General features: G+C 66.4%; 12 protein-coding genes. 10 read left to right on the top strand and 2 right to left on the bottom strand.

The annotated features are described in order from the left end of the window. Positions 1-60 precede the first annotated feature (60 nt). The 4 genes from WS46_RS31320 (at position 61) to WS46_RS31305 (ending at position 5461) form a co-directional block, all read left to right on the top strand. Positions 61-1209 (top strand): ATP phosphoribosyltransferase regulatory subunit, encoded by a 1149-nt coding sequence (locus WS46_RS31320; RefSeq protein WP_059693226.1) that lies wholly within the window; start codon positions 61-63, stop codon positions 1207-1209. Positions 1210-1322: 113 nt separating this feature from the next. After that, on the top strand, positions 1323-2669 hold the full coding sequence (locus WS46_RS31315) for an adenylosuccinate synthase (protein ID WP_059693224.1): 1347 nt from the start codon (positions 1323-1325) through the stop codon (positions 2667-2669). An 8-nt stretch (positions 2670-2677) separates the two neighbouring features. Further along, on the top strand, positions 2678-3274 hold the full coding sequence (locus WS46_RS31310; RefSeq protein WP_059464415.1) for a phosphoribosyltransferase: 597 nt from the start codon (positions 2678-2680) through the stop codon (positions 3272-3274). A 273-nt stretch (positions 3275-3547) separates the two neighbouring features. Next, the gene (locus WS46_RS31305) at positions 3548-5461 is read left to right on the top strand and encodes a potassium transporter Kup (protein ID WP_059693222.1); all 1914 of its coding nucleotides are present in this window, start codon (positions 3548-3550) and stop codon (positions 5459-5461) included. A 112-nt stretch (positions 5462-5573) separates the two neighbouring features. Here the strand turns inward: WS46_RS31305 and WS46_RS31300 are convergent, their stop codons facing one another. Next, the gene (locus tag WS46_RS31300; protein ID WP_059526047.1) at positions 5574-7898 is read right to left on the bottom strand and encodes a Tex family protein; all 2325 of its coding nucleotides are present in this window, start codon (positions 7896-7898) and stop codon (positions 5574-5576) included. Between the two features lie 159 nt (positions 7899-8057). On the opposite strand from WS46_RS31300, the gene WS46_RS31295 reads away from it, so the two are divergent. The 3 genes from WS46_RS31295 (at position 8058) to WS46_RS31285 (ending at position 11402) form a co-directional block, all read left to right on the top strand. After that, positions 8058-8810 carry a hypothetical protein gene (locus WS46_RS31295; protein ID WP_059693220.1) on the top strand — a complete coding sequence of 251 codons (753 nt, stop codon included), beginning with the start codon at positions 8058-8060 and terminating at the stop codon, positions 8808-8810. A gap of 77 nt (positions 8811-8887) precedes the next feature. Further along, positions 8888-9103, top strand: coding sequence for a YdcH family protein (locus tag WS46_RS31290; RefSeq protein WP_006755091.1), 216 nt, complete (start codon positions 8888-8890; stop codon positions 9101-9103). Between the two features lie 55 nt (positions 9104-9158). After that, positions 9159-11402: an ATP-dependent DNA helicase gene (locus tag WS46_RS31285; protein ID WP_059693218.1), complete on the top strand. Its 2244-nt coding sequence runs from the start codon at positions 9159-9161 to the stop codon at positions 11400-11402. Between the two features lie 81 nt (positions 11403-11483). On the opposite strand, the gene WS46_RS31280 is transcribed toward WS46_RS31285, so the two are convergent. Continuing rightward, positions 11484-12308, bottom strand: coding sequence for an outer membrane protein assembly factor BamD (locus WS46_RS31280; protein ID WP_059526052.1), 825 nt, complete (start codon positions 12306-12308; stop codon positions 11484-11486). A 41-nt stretch (positions 12309-12349) separates the two neighbouring features. Between WS46_RS31280 and WS46_RS31275 the strand changes: the two genes are divergently transcribed. From WS46_RS31275 to phaC, 3 genes are all read left to right on the top strand, one after another. Further along, on the top strand, positions 12350-13558 hold the full coding sequence (locus tag WS46_RS31275) for an RluA family pseudouridine synthase (RefSeq protein ID WP_059693216.1): 1209 nt from the start codon (positions 12350-12352) through the stop codon (positions 13556-13558). A gap of 6 nt (positions 13559-13564) precedes the next feature. Next, positions 13565-14404 (top strand): peptidoglycan editing factor PgeF, encoded by an 840-nt coding sequence (gene pgeF / locus WS46_RS31270; protein WP_059693606.1) that lies wholly within the window; start codon positions 13565-13567, stop codon positions 14402-14404. 369 nt (positions 14405-14773) lie between these two features. Next, positions 14774-16648, top strand: a complete 1875-nt coding sequence (phaC, locus tag WS46_RS31265) for a class I poly(R)-hydroxyalkanoic acid synthase (RefSeq protein WP_059693214.1) — start codon at positions 14774-14776, stop codon at positions 16646-16648. Positions 16649-16824 lie beyond the last annotated feature (176 nt).

Genomic DNA, 16824 nt, shown 5'->3' with positions numbered 1-16824 from the left:
TTTCCGATTCATCTCGCGGCGCGCGTGTCGCGCCCTGTTTCCTGTCGTAGGACCGTAACGATGTCGACCTGGTTACTTCCCGAGAATATCGCCGACGTACTGCCGTCGGAAGCGCGCAAGATCGAGGAGCTGCGCCGCAGGCTGCTCGATCGCTTCCGTTCGTACGGCTACGAAATGGTGATGCCGCCGCTGCTCGAATATCTCGAGTCGCTGCTGACGAGCGGCGGCGCCGACCTGCGCTTGCGTACTTTCAAGCTGGTCGATCAGCTGTCGGGCCGCACGCTCGGCCTGCGCGCGGACATCACGCCGCAGGTTGCGCGTATCGACGCGCACCTGCTGAACCGCCAGGGCGTGACGCGTCTCTGTTATGCGGGCCACGTGATGCATACGCGTCCGCGCGGCCTGCATGCGACGCGCGAGCAGATCCAGATCGGCGCCGAAATCTACGGACATGCCGGACTGGAAGCCGATCTCGAGATCCAGCAGCTGATGCTCGACGCGCTGCACCTTGCGGGGCTGTCGCGGATCCGTCTGGATCTGTGTCACGCGGGCGTGCTCGCGGCGCTGCTCGCACGCGACGCGCAGGCCGCCGAGCGCGGCGAGGCGCTCTACGACGCGCTGTCGGGCAAGGACGTGCCGCTGCTGAATGAACTCACCGACGATCTCGGCGCCGATACGCGCGCGGCGCTGCGGACGCTGCCGCATCTGTACGGCGACGCGAGCGTGCTCGACGAGGCACGTGCACGCCTGCCGGTGCTGCCCGAGATCACGCGCGCGCTCGACGATCTCGCGCAGCTCGCGGCGCAGGCGAAGGGTGTCGAGGTGGCGATCGATCTCGCCGACCTCCGTGGCTACGCGTACCACAGCGGCGCGATGTTCACGGCGTACATCGACGGCGTGCCGAACGCGATCGCGCGCGGCGGCCGTTACGACCACGTGGGCCAGGCCTACGGTCGCGCCCGCCCGGCGACGGGCTTCTCACTCGACCTGCGCGAGCTTGCGCGGATTTCGCCGATCGAGGCGCGCGGTACCGCGATTCTCGCGCCGTGGGCACAGGACGACGCGCTGAGCGCGGCCGTTGCGGCGTTGCGCGATGCGGGCGAGGTCGTGATCCAGGCGTTGCCGGGGCATGACCACGTGCTCGACGAGTTCGCCTGCGACCGTTCGCTTGTCGAGCGTAACGGTGCGTGGGTGGTCGAACCCCGTTAAACAAAGGTTCGCGGGCCGTCGTTCGACGTGCATATCGTTGAAGCGAAACGGAAAAATTCGGAATCGCCCGCGAACATAGGTAGAATACGTTTTTAACCAGCTAACGAATCAACATGTCTGCCAGCGCAGTGAACGTGACTCCCGGGCGCAATGTCGTCGTCGTGGGAACGCAATGGGGTGATGAAGGCAAGGGCAAGATCGTCGACTGGCTGACGGACCACGCTCAGGGCGTCGTGCGTTTCCAGGGCGGTCACAACGCCGGCCACACCCTCATCATCGGCGGCAAGAAAACCATCTTGCGCCTCATTCCGTCGGGCATCATGCGTGAAGGCGTCGCCTGCTACATCGGCAATGGCGTCGTCCTGTCCCCCGAGGCACTGTTCAAGGAAATCGGCGAGCTGGAAGAGGCCGGCGTGAACGTGCGCGATCGCCTGTTCATCTCCGAAGCCACGACGCTGATCCTGCCGTACCACATCGCAATCGACCAGGCGCGCGAAGCGCGCAAGGGCGCCGGCAAGATTGGTACGACCGGCCGCGGCATCGGCCCCGCGTACGAAGACAAGGTCGGCCGCCGCGCGCTGCGCGTGCAGGACCTGTTCGACGCGAAGACCTTCGCCGACCGCCTGCGCGAAAATCTCGATTTCCACAACTTCGTGCTGACCCAGTACCTGGGTGGCGCGGCCGTCGATTTCCAGGCCACGCTCGACACGATGCTCGGCTATGCCGATCGCCTGAAGCCGATGGTGGCCGACGTGTCGCGCCGCCTGTACGACGCGAACAACGCCGGTCAGAACCTGCTGTTCGAAGGCGCGCAAGGCACGCTGCTCGACATCGACCACGGCACCTATCCGTTCGTCACGTCGAGCAACTGCGTCGCGGGTGCGGCATCGGCGGGCGCCGGCGTCGGTCCGCAGAAGCTGAACTACATCCTCGGCATCACGAAGGCGTACTGCACGCGTGTCGGCTCGGGCCCGTTCCCGAGCGAGTTGTACGACGCGGACAATCCGCAGCGCCAGGACCAGATCGGCGTTACGCTGGCGAACGTCGGCAAGGAATTCGGCTCGGTCACCGGCCGTCCGCGCCGCACCGGCTGGCTCGACGCAGCGGCACTGCGCCGCTCGATCCAGATCAACGGCGTGTCGGGCCTGTGCATGACGAAGCTCGACGTGCTCGACGGCCTCGATGAAGTCAAGCTGTGCGTCGGCTACAAGATCGACGGCAAGGATGTGGACATCCTGCCGCGCGGTGCGGCCGACGTCGCGCGCTGCGAGCCCGTGTACGAAACGTTCGCCGGCTGGAAGGAAAGCACCGTCGGCATCAAGACGTGGGACGCATTGCCGGCGAATGCTCAGGCATACCTGACCCGTGTCCAGGAAGTGGCCGGCGTGCCGGTCGACATGGTTTCGACGGGGCCGGATCGCGACGAGACGATCCTGCTTCGCCATCCGTTCAAGGTGTAATTCTCAGCATGACGCAGCAAATCACGATGACGGCGGCAGACTTGATGACCGATCCGCGCAACGACGACAAGAACCTGTGGGTAGGCTGGGACGAATACCATCGTCTGATCGAGCTGCTTGCGCTCCAGGTGCATGCATCGGGCTGGAAGTTCGACCAGATCCTGTGCCTCGCGCGCGGCGGTCTGCGCGTCGGCGATCAACTGTCGCGCATCTACGACGTCCCGCTCGCGATCCTCGCGACGAGTTCGTATCGCGAAGCGGCCGGCACCGAGCAGGGCGAGCTCGACATCGCGCAGTACATCACGATGACGCGTGGCAACCTCGAGGGCAACGTGCTGCTGGTCGACGATCTCGTCGATTCGGGCGTTACGCTCGCGCGCGTGCAGGAGCACCTGAAGGAGCGTTATCCGGCGGTCAAGGCCGTGCGCTCGGCGGTGCTCTGGTACAAGGGTTGCTCGAAGGTCAAGCCTGACTATCACACGCAGTATCTGCCGACGAATCCGTGGATTCATCAGCCGTTCGAAGAGTGGGACACGGTTCGTCCTCACAATCTCGAGGCGTGGATCAAGCGCGGTCGCGCGCAGCGCGACGGCTCGGGCGCGTGAGCGGCCGGTCGATCGAAGGAAAGCCTTGTACGGCGCCGCTTGCGGCGCCGTTTTTTATTGCAGCGGCGGGCCGGTGAGCGCCACAATCGGTGTTCGCGGTAGGCAGACGGCGCGTCCCCGGCTATGATGGCAGCCCTGCCACAGCTTGCGCGGGATTGCATGCGCGGCGTGGATCACGTGGCTTCAGGGCAACAGGGCAGGACGGTTTTTCAGGGGGGCGCGAGTAGAATAGCGCTCGTTTTGTCCGAACCGGACCCGATTATTAAGCTTCATATGAACGACACGATCCAGGCGACCGACGCAGCCCATGCGCATTCGACGCACCAACATTCGATGCGGGCGCTTGCGATAGCGGCCATCGGCGTCGTGTTCGGCGATATCGGCACGAGCCCGCTGTATTCGCTGAAGGAGGCGTTCAGCCCCGCACACGGCATTCCGCTCACCGAAGGCTCGATTCTCGGGGTGATCTCGCTGCTGTTCTGGGCGATCATCCTGGTGGTCGGCATCAAGTATCTGCTGTTCGTGATGCGGGCCGACAACAACGGCGAGGGCGGCGTGCTCGCGCTGATGGCGCTGTCGCTGCGGCCGCTGGACTCGAAAACCCGCGTCGCGGGCGCGCTGATGGCGCTCGGGATCTTCGGCGCGTGCATGTTCTACGGCGACGCCGTGATCACGCCGGCGATTTCCGTGATGTCGGCGGTCGAAGGTCTGGAGATCGCGACGCCGCACCTGTCCCATCTCGTGATGCCGATCACGATCGTGATTCTGATCGCGCTGTTCTGGATCCAGCGTCACGGCACCGCGATGGTCGGCAAGCTGTTCGGGCCGATCATGGTGCTGTGGTTCATCGCGATCGCGGCGCTCGGCGTGTATCACATCGTGCGCGTGCCGGGCATCATCGCGGCGATCAACCCGTATTACGCGGCATCGTTCATGTCGGAGCATGTGCTGCAGGCCTACGTCGTGCTCGGTTCGGTCGTGCTGGTGCTGACTGGCGCGGAAGCGCTCTACGCGGACATGGGCCACTTCGGTGCGAAGCCGATTCGCCTCGCCGCATACGGGCTCGTGATGCCGTCGCTCGTGCTGAACTACTTCGGCCAGGGCGCGCTGCTGATCCAGAACCCGAAGGCGATCGAGAACCCGTTCTTCCTGTTGGCGCCGGAATGGGCGCTGCTGCCGCTCGTCGTGCTGTCGACGGTTGCGACCGTGATCGCTTCGCAGGCCGTGATCTCCGGCGCGTATTCGCTGACGTCGCAGGCGATCCAGCTCGGCTACGTGCCGCGCATGAAGGTGCTGCATACGTCCGAATTGGCGATCGGCCAGATCTACGTGCCGGTCGTGAACTGGCTGCTGCTGTTCGTGATCCTCTGCATCGTGATCGGCTTCAAGAGCTCCGACAACCTCGCCGCAGCATACGGTATCGCGGTGACGGCGACGATGGTGATCACGACCGTGCTCGCGGCCGTCGTGATGGTGAAGGTGTGGAAGTGGAACCGGCTGCTCGTCGGCGCGATCATCGCGGTGTTCCTCGCGGTCGACCTGGGCTTTTTCGGCGCGAACCTGCTCAAGGTCGCGCAGGGCGGTTGGCTGCCGCTCGGCATCGGCGCGCTGTTGTTCTTCCTGCTGATGACCTGGTACACGGGCCGCCACATCGTCAAGGAGCGTACGGCTGCCGACGGTATCCCGCTCGAGCCGTTCCTGCAGGGGCTGCTCGCGCATCCGCCGCACCGTGTGTCGGGCACCGCGATCTACCTGACCGGTAACGACAAGCTCGTGCCCGTCAGCCTGCTGCACAACCTGAAGCACAACAAGGTGCTGCATGAGCGGACCATTTTCCTGACGTTCGTCACGCGTGACATCCCGTATGTGCGCGACGACAAGCGCCTGAGTGCGCGCGACGCGGGCGGCGGCCTGTACATCGTCAAGGCCGAATACGGCTTCAACGAGACGCCGGACGTGAAGGCAGTGCTCGAGGAATTCGGCCGCACCCATGACATGACGTTCGAACTGATGGATACGTCGTTTTTCCTCGCGCGCGAAACGGTCGTGCCGACGCATCTGCCCGGCATGTCGATCTGGCGCGAACGCGTGTTCGCATGGATGCATCAGAACGCGGCGAAGCCCACCGACTTCTTCTCGATCCCGGCGAACCGCGTGGTCGAGCTCGGCACCAAGATCGAAATCTGACCGGCACGCGGGCCGCATATGCGGCCCAAGCCGGTTCGGCCGCGCTTGCCGAGGCCATGAAAAAGCCCGCCTTCCGGCGGGCTTTTTTCGTTCGTCGACAGCCTTCGCGTGCTCAGCGCTTCAGCTTCGCGAACGCCGCGGCCATCGCGCCGGCCGGTTCCGGCTCGCGCGAACGCTGGGGACGGGCCGCGCCGCGGCCGGCATTGCCGCGATCCTGACCGGCGCGCGGCGCCAGGCCCGGTGTGGCCGCTTCGTCGTCCAGGCGCATCGTCAGCGAAATGCGCTGACGCTTCACGTCGACGTCGAGCACCTTGACCTTGACGACCTGGCCGGCCTTCACGACTTCGTGCGGATCCTTGATGAACTTCGTCGACATCGCGGACACGTGGACGAGGCCGTCCTGATGCACGCCGACATCCACGAATGCGCCGAACGCCGCGACGTTCGTCACGACACCTTCAAGCAGCATGCCCGGCATCAGGTCGGACACCTTTTCGACGCCGTCACGGAACGTTGCGGTCTTGAATTCGGGGCGCGGGTCGCGACCCGGTTTTTCGAGTTCGGACAGGATGTCGCGCACGGTCGGCAGGCCGAAACGTTCGTCGACGAATTCGGCCGGCGACAGGCCGGACAGCGCATCGCGGCTGCCGAGCACGTCGTCGATCCGCTTGCTGATCTTCGCGAGGATCCGTTCGACGACCGGATAAGCCTCCGGGTGGACCGACGAGCGGTCGAGCGGATTCTCGCCGCCGTTGATGCGCAGGAAGCCGGCTGCCTGCTCGAAGGTCTTGTCGCCGAGGCGCGGCACCTTGCGCAGGTGATCGCGCGACGGGAACGGCCCGTTCGCGTCGCGGTAGTCGACGATGTTGCGCGCGAGCGTGGCGTTCAGGCCCGAGACGCGCGCGAGCAGCGCAACCGACGCGGTGTTCGCGTCGACGCCGACCGCGTTCACGCAATCCTCGACCACCGCATCGAGCGAGCGGGCGAGTTCGCGCTGGTTCACGTCGTGCTGGTACTGGCCGACGCCGATCGCCTTCGGCTCGATCTTCACGAGCTCGGCGAGCGGGTCCTGCAGGCGGCGGGCGATCGACACGGCGCCGCGCAGCGACACGTCGAGCTCCGGGAATTCCTTTGCGGCCAGCTCGGACGCCGAGTAGACCGACGCACCGGCTTCCGACACGACGATCTTCTGCAGCCGCAGTTCCGGATGCTTCGAGATCAGCTCGCTCGCGAGCTTGTCGGTTTCACGGGACGCGGTGCCGTTGCCGATACTGATCAGCTCGGCCTGCGTCTGTGCGGCGATGCGCGCGAGCTTCGCGAGCGAGCCGTCCCAGTCGCGGCGCGGCTCGTGCGGGTAGATCGTATCGGTCGCGAGCAGCTTGCCGGTGCGGTCGACCACGGCAACCTTCACGCCCGTGCGCAGGCCGGGGTCGAGACCGATCACGGCCTTCGGGCCGGCCGGCGCGGCCAGCAGCAGGTCCTTCAGGTTGCGGGCGAACACGCGGATCGCTTCGGCTTCCGCCGTTTCGCGCAGTTGCGTGAGCAGTTCATTCTCGATGTGCGGCTGCACCTTCACGCGCCAGCACCAGCGGCACACGTCCGACAGCCACTTGTCCGCCGGGCGGCTCTGGTTCGCGATCCCGAAATGGCGCGCGATCATCGCTTCGCCGGGATGCGGGACTTGCGCGTCGAGTTCCTCGCCGAGCCCGAGCTTGACGGTCAGCACGCCGGCATTGCGGCCGCGGAACAGTGCCAGCGCGCGGTGCGACGGCACGGTCCGGATCGTTTCCGCGTAGTCGTAGTAATCGCGGAACTTCTCGCCTTCCTCGTTTTCCTTGCCTTCGACGACCGCGGAGGATACGACGCCCTGGCTGTGCAGGTAGTCGCGCAGCTTGCCGAGCAGTTCGGCCGTTTCGCCGAATTGTTCGGACAGGATGTCGCGCGCGCCGTCGAGCGCGGCCTTCACGTCGGCGACGCCCTTGTCGGCATCGACGTACGCGGCGGCTTCCGTCTGCGGGTCGAGCAGCGGATTCGCGAGCAGCGCCTGCGCGAGCGGCTCGAGGCCGGCTTCGCGCGCGATCTGCGCGCGCGTGCGGCGCTTCGGCTTGTACGGCAGATAAAGGTCTTCGAGCACCTGCTTGCTGTCGGCCGCGTCGATCGCGGCGCGCAGTTCGTCGGTCAGCTTGCCCTGTTCGTCGATGCTCGACAGGATCGCCGCGCGGCGGTCCTCGAGCTCGCGCAGATACAGGAGGCGTTCCTCGAGCTGGCGCAGCTGCGTGTCGTCCAGGTTGCCGGTCACTTCCTTGCGGTACCGGGCAATGAACGGAACGGTCGAGCCTTCGTCGAGGAGTTGCACGGCCGCCGCGACCTGGCGCGGCTGGACGGACAGTTCGGTGGCGATGCGCTGTACGATCTTGAGTGCTACGGTTTCCGTCATGTCGTGGATGATCTGCCTGCTGAAATCGCGGCGCGGGCCGGCAGGCCGCGCGGCGCGGGCTGCTAGACGGGCCCGCCGGACCAGATGCCGCGGGTGAGTGAAGCGGGGCATTTTGCCATAAATGGCGGAGCGTCCAGCCGGGGGTGATAGAATTTGAACATGTCCCGCAGCTTTCCTACGACGTTGCCAACTTCCCGCATTTCTCTCGTCGCGCTTGGCGCAGCGCTTGCCGCGGCTTTGTCCGCCGGGTCTACCGTCACGTACGCACAGGCATCGGGCGCAACCGCGCCGGACGCCGCAGTGGCCGCGCCCGTCGCCCCCCCCGCCACGCAGGATTTTGACGCCCGTCAAAAAGTGCTCAATCAACGTTCCGCGGAAAACGATTATCGTTATGCCGTGGCGGAGCACGATTGCTACAGCAAGTTCTTTGTCAATCATTGTCTCGGCAATGCGCGCGACCGGATGCGCGAGGAGCGGGCGAGCATCCGTCAGGAGCAGCTCGCGCTCGACGACGAGCAGCGCGCGGTGCGGGCGCAGCAGCGCGACCAGCAGCAGGCGTTGAAGCAGGCGCAGAATGCGGCGGAAGCGCCGCAGCGCGCGGCGAACGATGCGGCGAACGCGGCTGCGTTCCGCGACAAGCAGGAGCAGAATGCACTGAAGCAGGCGCAGCGCGGCGCCGAGGGGCCGCAGCGCGCCGCGAACAAGCAGGCATACGACCAGAAGCAGGCAGACTTCCAGCGCAAGCTCGACCAGGCGCGCCAGCAGGGCGCGCAGAAGGCGCAGGAGCGGGCGGACAACGCCGCGCGCTACGAGCAGAAGCAGAAGGAAGCCGCGCAGCACAAGGCCGATGTCGAGCGGCGTCAGCAGGAAGCGGCCGACAAGGCCAAGCAGCAGCAACAGCAGGGGCAGTAACGTGTTGGATTGATCCGGAGTCAGTCTCGTGCGTGCCGGCACGCCAGTCGGCGCGCTGCTTCGATGAGGAGGCGCATATGCAAAACCGTCCCACGGAACAGCAGCAGGAATTGCACAACCGTTTGGCTGCATTGCAGGAGCAGCACCAGCAGCTCGCTCGGGAGATCGAGCTGAAGGAAGGACACTCCGACATCGACGACATCACGCTGCACCGGCTGAAGAAGGAAAAGCTGGCGGCCAAGGACAAAATCATTTTGCTGCAATCGCAGCTGGAACCGGATAAGCGCGCCTGAGCGCGGCCTGGCAAGCGCCGGCGCCGCCCGGGCGCTGGACACAGGAACGCTTGCCTTGAATTCACCGCTTGAAGCCAACCCCGATGCCCGGCGTGACGCGTCGTCCGCCGGGCGCGTTCGTGCGCCCGAAGGCACCTTCGAGCTGAGCCGCAAGCGCGTCGACGAACTCGACACGATCTTCGGCGATGGCGGATTGCTCGCGCGCGCGCTCGACGGCTATCACCCGCGTCAGTCGCAAATCGAGATGGCGCGCGCGGTCGCGTCCGCGATGGAGGCGTCCGCGCGCCGGATGCCCGAGCCGGAAATCTTCGAGACCCGCAAGCGGCCGGCACGCCGCCTCGGCGAAGGCGACAAGGCGGCCGAATCCGCCGCGGAGGGGGCTGCGGTCGAAGCCGACGGCGACGCCGGCGACAACACGCTGATCGTCGAGGCCGGCACCGGTACCGGCAAGACCTATGCGTATCTGGTGCCCGCGATGCTGTGGGGCGGCAAGGTGATCGTGTCGACCGGCACGAAGCACCTGCAGGACCAGCTGTTCCAGCGCGACATCCCGACGGTGCGCAATGCGCTCGCGGTGCCGGTGACGGTCGCGATGCTCAAGGGCCGCTCGAACTACCTGTGCCATTACTACCTGCAGCGCACGGCCGACAACGGCCGCCTGCCGTCGCGCCAGGACACCGCGTATCTGCAGGAAATCGTCCGGTTCGCCAAGGTCACGAAGAGCGGTGACAAGGCCGAGCTCGCGAGCGTGCCGGAGACGGCACCCGTGTGGTCGATGGTCACGTCGACGCGCGACAACTGCCTTGGCCAGGAGTGCCCGCATTACAAGGAGTGCTTCGTGATGCAGGCGCGCCGCGAGGCGCAGCAGGCGGACATCGTCGTCGTCAACCATCACCTGTTCTTCGCGGACATCATGCTGCGCGACACAGGGATGGCCGAACTGCTGCCGAACGCGAACACGGTGATCTTCGACGAAGCGCACCAGCTGCCGGAGACGGCCACGCTGTTCTTCGGCGAGACGCTGTCGACCACGCAGATCCTCGAACTCGCGCGCGACACGGTCGCCGAAGGCCTGAGCCATGCGCGCGATGCGGTCGAGTGGGTGAAGCTCGGCGGCGATCTCGAACGTGCGGCGCGCGACCTGCGTCTCGCGTTCGCAAACGACCAGATCGTGCGCATGTCGCTCGCGCAACTGGGCGACGATCACCCGATGTTCGGCGCGCTTGACGCGCTCGAGGTGGCGCTCGATGCGCTTGCCTCGGCGCTCGCGAGCCAGGCCGAGCGGGCGGAGTCGCTCGGTGCGTGCCTGCGGCGCGCACGCGAGCTGCAGGACCTGCTCGCGGGCTGGGTCGCGCCCGGCGCGGCGGAATCGGCCGCGAAGGCCGATGCCGCGGCCGCCGGCGACAACGCGGCCACCGACGACCCGAACGAGAAGGTGCGCTGGGTCGAAGTGTTCGCGCATACCGTCCAGCTGCACGAGACGCCGCTGTCGGTTGCGCCGATTTTCGCGAAGCAGCGTGCCGGCGTGCCCCGCGCGTGGGTGTTCACGTCGGCGACGCTGTCGGTGCGCGGCGACTTCACGCACTACGCGGCCCAGATGGGCCTCAGCTCGCGGCGCTCGATGACGCTCGCAAGCCCGTTCGACTATCAGACGCAGGGCCTGCTGTATGTGCCGCGCAACTTGCCGCAGCCGTCGTCACCGGCGTTTACCGATGCCGTGTTCGATGCCGCGTTGCCGGCGATCGAGGCATCGGGCGGTGGCGTGTTCATGCTGTGCACGACGCTGCGCGCGGTCGACCGGATCGCGTCGAAACTGCGCGACGTGATCGAGTCGCGCGGCTGGAACACGCCGCTGCTGGTGCAGGGCGATGCCAGCCGTACCGAACTGCTCGATCGGTTCCGTTCGTACGGCAATGCGATTCTCGTCGGCAGCCAGAGCTTCTGGGAAGGCGTCGACGTGCGCGGCGACGCGCTGTCGCTCGTCGTGATCGACAAGCTGCCGTTCGCGCCGCCCGACGATCCGGTGCTGGCCGCGCGGCTCGATGCGTTGACCAAGAAGGGCTTGAGCCCGTTCGCGGTTCACCAGCTGCCCCAGGCTGTGATCACGCTGAAGCAGGGCGCGGGCCGGCTGATTCGCGCGGAGACGGATCGCGGCGTGCTGATGATCTGCGACACGCGGCTCGTCGACAAGCCTTACGGTCGACGGATCTGGCAGAGCCTGCCGCCGTTCAAGCGCACCCGCGAGATCGCGGTCGTGCAGGATTTCTTCGACGAGCATCGCGCGGCAAAACGCGCGTGACCGCGCTGCCGCCTGCTGCGGGCGGCACCAACAAAAAACCCGGCTCGATGGCCGGGTTTTTTGTTGGTGCTTGGGCGTCGCTCAGAACTGCCACCACGACTTCTTCGTGCCGGGGCGCGAATGGCCGGTGATGTACGGGCTGTCCGGGAAGGTTCCGGCGAGCACGCGCTTCGTGTCTTCCGCGAGTTCCGGCTGGTTCAGCTTGCCGTACGACAGGATCATGATGTGCAGCGCGTCCTCGATCGCCGGCGCGCCCTTGTAGTCCTTGATCGCGAGCTGCGCGCGGTTGATCGCCGCGACATAGGCGCCGCGCCGATAGTAGTAGTCGGCCGCGTGCACTTCGTGCGAGGCGAGCGCGTTGACGATGTAGCGCATCCGGGCGGCGGCGTCGGGCGCGTACTTGCTCTTCGGGAACCGGTCGACGACGACCTTGAACGCGTCATACGATTCGCGCAGTGCCTGCGGATCGCGCTCGCTCATGTCCTGGCCGGAGAAGCGGCCGAACAGGCCGAGATCGTCGTTGAAGTGGATCATCCCCTTCAGGTAGTACGCGTACGGGATGTCCGGGTGATCCGGATGCAGCTGGATGAAGCGGTCGACGGCCTGATCGGCGGCTGCCGCTTCGTTGTCCTTCCAGCTGCAGTACGCGACGTTGATCTGCGCCTGTTGCGCGAAACGGCCGAACGGATCGCGACCTTGCAGCGATTCGAAATATTTCGCGCACTTGCCCCAGTCGCCGCCGGACAGTGCGTCCTGGGCCTCTGAGTATAATTTGTTGTTCGACCAGGTAGCCGTCTCGTCCTGCTTCTGCGGCAAGCCGTGGCAGCCGGCGATGAGGGCCGCGGCCGCTACCACCGCAGCTCGGGCGGCGACGGTTTTGGCCGTACGTTTGGTCGAATTCATCATGCTCGCATGTCCTAGCTTCAAGTCTCGGTGACCCAGTCTAAATGACCCGTTCAAGTTCGCAGAATGCCCCGCGGGGCAAGTCAAATCGCGAAGATTATAGCCCAAGCGATCGGCCCGCCGACGCTGCGTCGGGGGATTCTCCCGACGACGATCTCGCTGCAGACGCGATGCAGCCGCCTGTCGTGCCGTCCGCGGCGGCCGACGAAGCGCCGCGCGTCGTCGAAGTGCCGCTGTCGCTCGCGGGTGAGCGCCTCGATAAAGCGCTTGCCCAACTGTTCCCCGAATTCTCCCGCAGCCGCCTGCAGAGCTGGATCGAGGCGCAGCGCGTGCTGGTCGACGGCGCGCCGGCGAAGATCCGCCAGCCGGTGCCGCTCGGCGCGAGGATCGAGCTCGTGCCCGACCTGCTGCCCGAGCAGCTGGCGTTTACGCCGGAGCCGGTGCCGCTCGACGTGATTTACGAGGACGACGCGCTCGTCGTCATCAACAAGCCGGCGGGCCTCGTCGTCCACCCGGCTGCCGGCAACTGGAGCGGCACGATCCTCAACGGCCTGCTGCACCGCTACGGCGACGCGGCGGCCGGCCTGCCGCGCGCGGGCATCGTGCACCGGCTCGACAAGGAGACGTCCGGCCTCATGGTGGTTGCGCGCACACTCGCCGCGCAGACCGACCTCGTGCGCCAGCTGCAGGCCCGCACGGTGAAGCGCCGCTATTTCGCGCTCGTCTGGGGCATGATGCCCGAAGACGGCACGATCGACGCGCCGATCGGCCGCGATCCGCGCGAGCGCACGCGCATGGCCGTCGTCACCGGCGCGTCGGGCAAGCCCGCGCGCACGCATTTCCGCACGGTTGACACATGCATGTGGCAACGTCAGCCGGTGTCCGCGATCCAGTGCGATCTCGAAACCGGCCGCACGCATCAGATCCGCGTGCACTGCTCGCATGTCGGGCATCCGCTGCTCGGCGATCCGGTGTACGGGCGCGCGCGCGGCAAGCGCTCGGTCGCGCCGCTGCCGGGCGGGTTCGCGCGGCAGGCGCTGCACGCCTGGCGGCTCGGCCTCGTGCATCCGGTGACGGGCAAGACGATGCAGTGGCGTTGTCCGTTGCCGGACGACATGAACGCGCTCGTCGCGGCGCTGGGCTTCGGGCAGGGCGACGAGGAATTCGACGATGAAGACGGTGTCTACGACGATGACGATTTCGCCGGCGATTATCAGGATCACGACGACGATTACGACGATGAGGAGGAGTGAGTGCCGATGACGAACCTGGCGCCGTTGACGTGGCAGGACTGCGTGCAGCCCGACTGGCAGGTGGCGCCGCGCGTGCGTGCGCTGATCACGACGCGCGACGGCGGCGTGAGCGAGGGCCCGTACGGGCGCTGGCAGGACGGCGCCGCGTTGCCGGGCGGGATGAATCTCGGCCTGCATACCGGTGACGATCCGGCCCATGTCGCCGCGAATCGCGCGCGCTTGCTCGCGCTGGCGGGCCAGTCGCGAGCGGCATGGCTCGAACAGGTTCACGGCGCGCGGATCGTGCGCGCGGACGAGGTGATCGAGGCCGCGCCGGGTGCCGAGGCGCCCGTGCAGGCCGACGCGAGCGTGACGGACCGCGCGGGCGCGGTCTGTGTCGTGATGGTCGCGGATTGCCTGCCGGTGCTGTTGTGCGACGCGCGGGGTCGCGCGGTGGGTGCCGCGCATGCTGGCTGGCGGGGGCTCGCGGCCGGCATCGTCGAGCAGACCGCGGCGCGCGTCGCGGCACTCGCCGGCGGCGCGACGGATGAACTCCATGCGTACCTCGGGCCCGCGATCGGCCCGCGGGCATTCGAAGTCGGCGCCGATGTGCGCGAGGCGTTTCTCGACACGGCTCCGCAGTCGGAGCATGATGAGACGCGGCAAGCGTTCGTCGCGATCGACGGCGCGCCCGGCAAGTATCTCGCCGACCTCTACGCGCTTGCGCGCCTGCGCCTCGCGCGTGCAGGCGTGGCGCACGTGAGCGGCGGGACCGCCTGCACGGTCACCGAACACGCGCGCTTCTATTCGTACCGGCGCGACCGCGTGACCGGCCGCATGGCGGCGGCGATCTGGCTGGCAGATTGACGGCTGACCGCGCGCGCTCGCGCGCGGCTTGGTTTGTTGCGCTGCGAAATCGGTTATTCCGATATTGGCGCGGCAATGCGGCGTTGCATGGACAACCGAATGAATAATCGCGAAGTCAAGTCGATCAAAATGTTTTATGTTTCGCCGGAAGCCTTGTCCCGCTTGTTGCGCACGGATTATCTCCGAGCAGAAATGTTCGGTGGTTTGACGCAGTGCTTCACATGGGGAAAACGATAATGATAAAAATACCGCACTGCGGCAGAATCTGGAGACGCCTCTCCAGAGCATGACGGCCCGGCTCGCAGCCGGCACGCCGCGCGCGAGCAGGATTTCACGATTGACGCTCACGAATCACCGGTAAGGCAGGTAATGACAGCATCGAAAAATTCGTCGACGTCCGCTCAGGCGGGCACTTCCGCAGGCAGCACCGGATTCGACCAGGCTACCCAGCCGATGCAGCAGATGTTCGAGGCATGGCTGAACGCCTGGCGCGGTTTCGCCGATCCGGCGCGCGCCGCATCGGCGGCGACCACCGCGAATCCGTTCGCCGCATTCCAGTTCCCGACATCCGTTCCGTTCCAGATGCCGTCGATGCCCGATCTGGGCGCCTTCGGCGGCTTGGCTTCGCCGTTCGCGGGACTGAAGTTGCCGGTGGCCGCGATCCCGCCGGAACGGCTCCAGAAGCTGCAGGCCGACTACGCGCGCGATTGCATGACGCTGATGCAGCAGGCCGCCGCGGCGAAGCTCGAGTCGCCTGAACTGAAGGACCGCCGCTTCAGCGCGGATGCGTGGAAGGCTTCGCCCGCGCATGCGTTCGCCGCTGCGTGGTATCTGCTCAACGCGCGCTACCTGCAGGAACTGGCCGACGCGCTCGAGACCGATCCGAAGACGCGCGAACGTATCCGTTTCTCCGTCCAGCAATGGACCGCCGCCGCCGCGCCGAGCAACTTCCTTGCGCTCAATCCCGATGCACAGAAATCGATCCTCGAGACGCAGGGCGAAAGCCTGCGGCAGGGGATGATGAACCTGCTCGGCGACATGCAGCGCGGCAAGATTTCGCAGACCGACGAATCGCAATTCGTGGTCGGCAAGAACCTTGGGTGTACCGAAGGCTCGGTCGTCTACGAGAACGACCTGATCCAGCTGATCCAGTACGCGCCGAAGACGGACAAGGTGTTCGAGCGGCCGCTCCTGATCGTGCCGCCGTGCATCAACAAGTTCTACATCCTCGACCTGCAGCCCGAGAATTCGCTCGTCGCGCATGCGCTGTCGAACGGCCATCAGGTGTTCCTCGTGTCGTGGCGCAACGCCGATGCGTCGGTCGCGCACAAGACGTGGGACGACTACATGAACGAAGGGCTGCTCGCGGCGATCGACGCCGTGCAGCAGATCAGCGGCCGCGAGCAGATCAACACGCTCGGCTTCTGCGTCGGCGGCACGATGCTCGCGACCGCGCTGTCGGTGCTCGCCGCGCGCGGCGAACATCCGGCCGCGTCGATGACGCTGCTGACCGCGATGCTCGATTTCACCGACACCGGCATCCTCGACGTGTTCGTCGACGAGGCGCACGTGCAGATGCGCGAGCAGACCATCGGCGGCAAGAACGGCGCGGCACCGGGGCTGATGCGCGGCGTCGAGTTCGCGAACACGTTCTCGTTCCTGCGGCCGAACGACCTCGTGTGGAACTACGTCGTCGACAACTACCTGAAGGGCCGCACGCCCGCCGCGTTCGACCTGCTGTACTGGAACAGCGACTCGACGAGTCTGCCGGGCCCGATGTACGCGTGGTACCTGCGCAATACCTATCTCGAGAACAAGCTCCGCGTGCCGGGCGCGCTGACCGTGTGCGGCGAATCCGTCGACCTGTCGCGCATCGACGTGCCGACCTTCATCTACGGGTCGCGCGAGGATCACATCGTGCCGTGGCAGACGGCCTACGCGTCGACGTCGATCCTGACGGGCCCGTTGAAGTTCGTGCTCGGCGCGTCGGGCCACATCGCGGGCGTGATCAATCCGCCGGCGAAGAAGAAGCGCAGCTACTGGGTCAACGACAACGATCTGCCCGAATCCGCGGACGACTGGTTCGCCGGCGCGACCGAGCAGCCGGGCAGCTGGTGGACGACCTGGGTCGAGTGGCTCGACCAGTACGGCGGCCGCAAGGTGGCGCCGCCCGCCAAGGCCGGTTCCGCGCAGTTCCCGGTGATCGAACCGGCGCCGGGTCGCTACGTGTTGCAGCGCGATTGACGAAAGACGGACAGCGGCGCACGCTGTCCGGTGCACCGCAGTTTTTTTAACAGGGCCGGTAGCGATGCGCCGTGTCGTGCGGGCCTGGAGGAAAGGGAAATGACGGACGTAGTGATCGTATCGGCCGCGCGGACCGCGGTCGGCAAATTCGGCGGCTCGCTCGCGAAGATCGCGGC

Origin of the sequence: Burkholderia sp. RF4-BP95, from assembly GCF_001521985.1 — a bacterium.
Taxonomy (GTDB): domain Bacteria; phylum Pseudomonadota; class Gammaproteobacteria; order Burkholderiales; family Burkholderiaceae; genus Burkholderia; species Burkholderia diffusa.
This window is presented reverse-complemented; position numbering and strand designations above follow the sequence as displayed.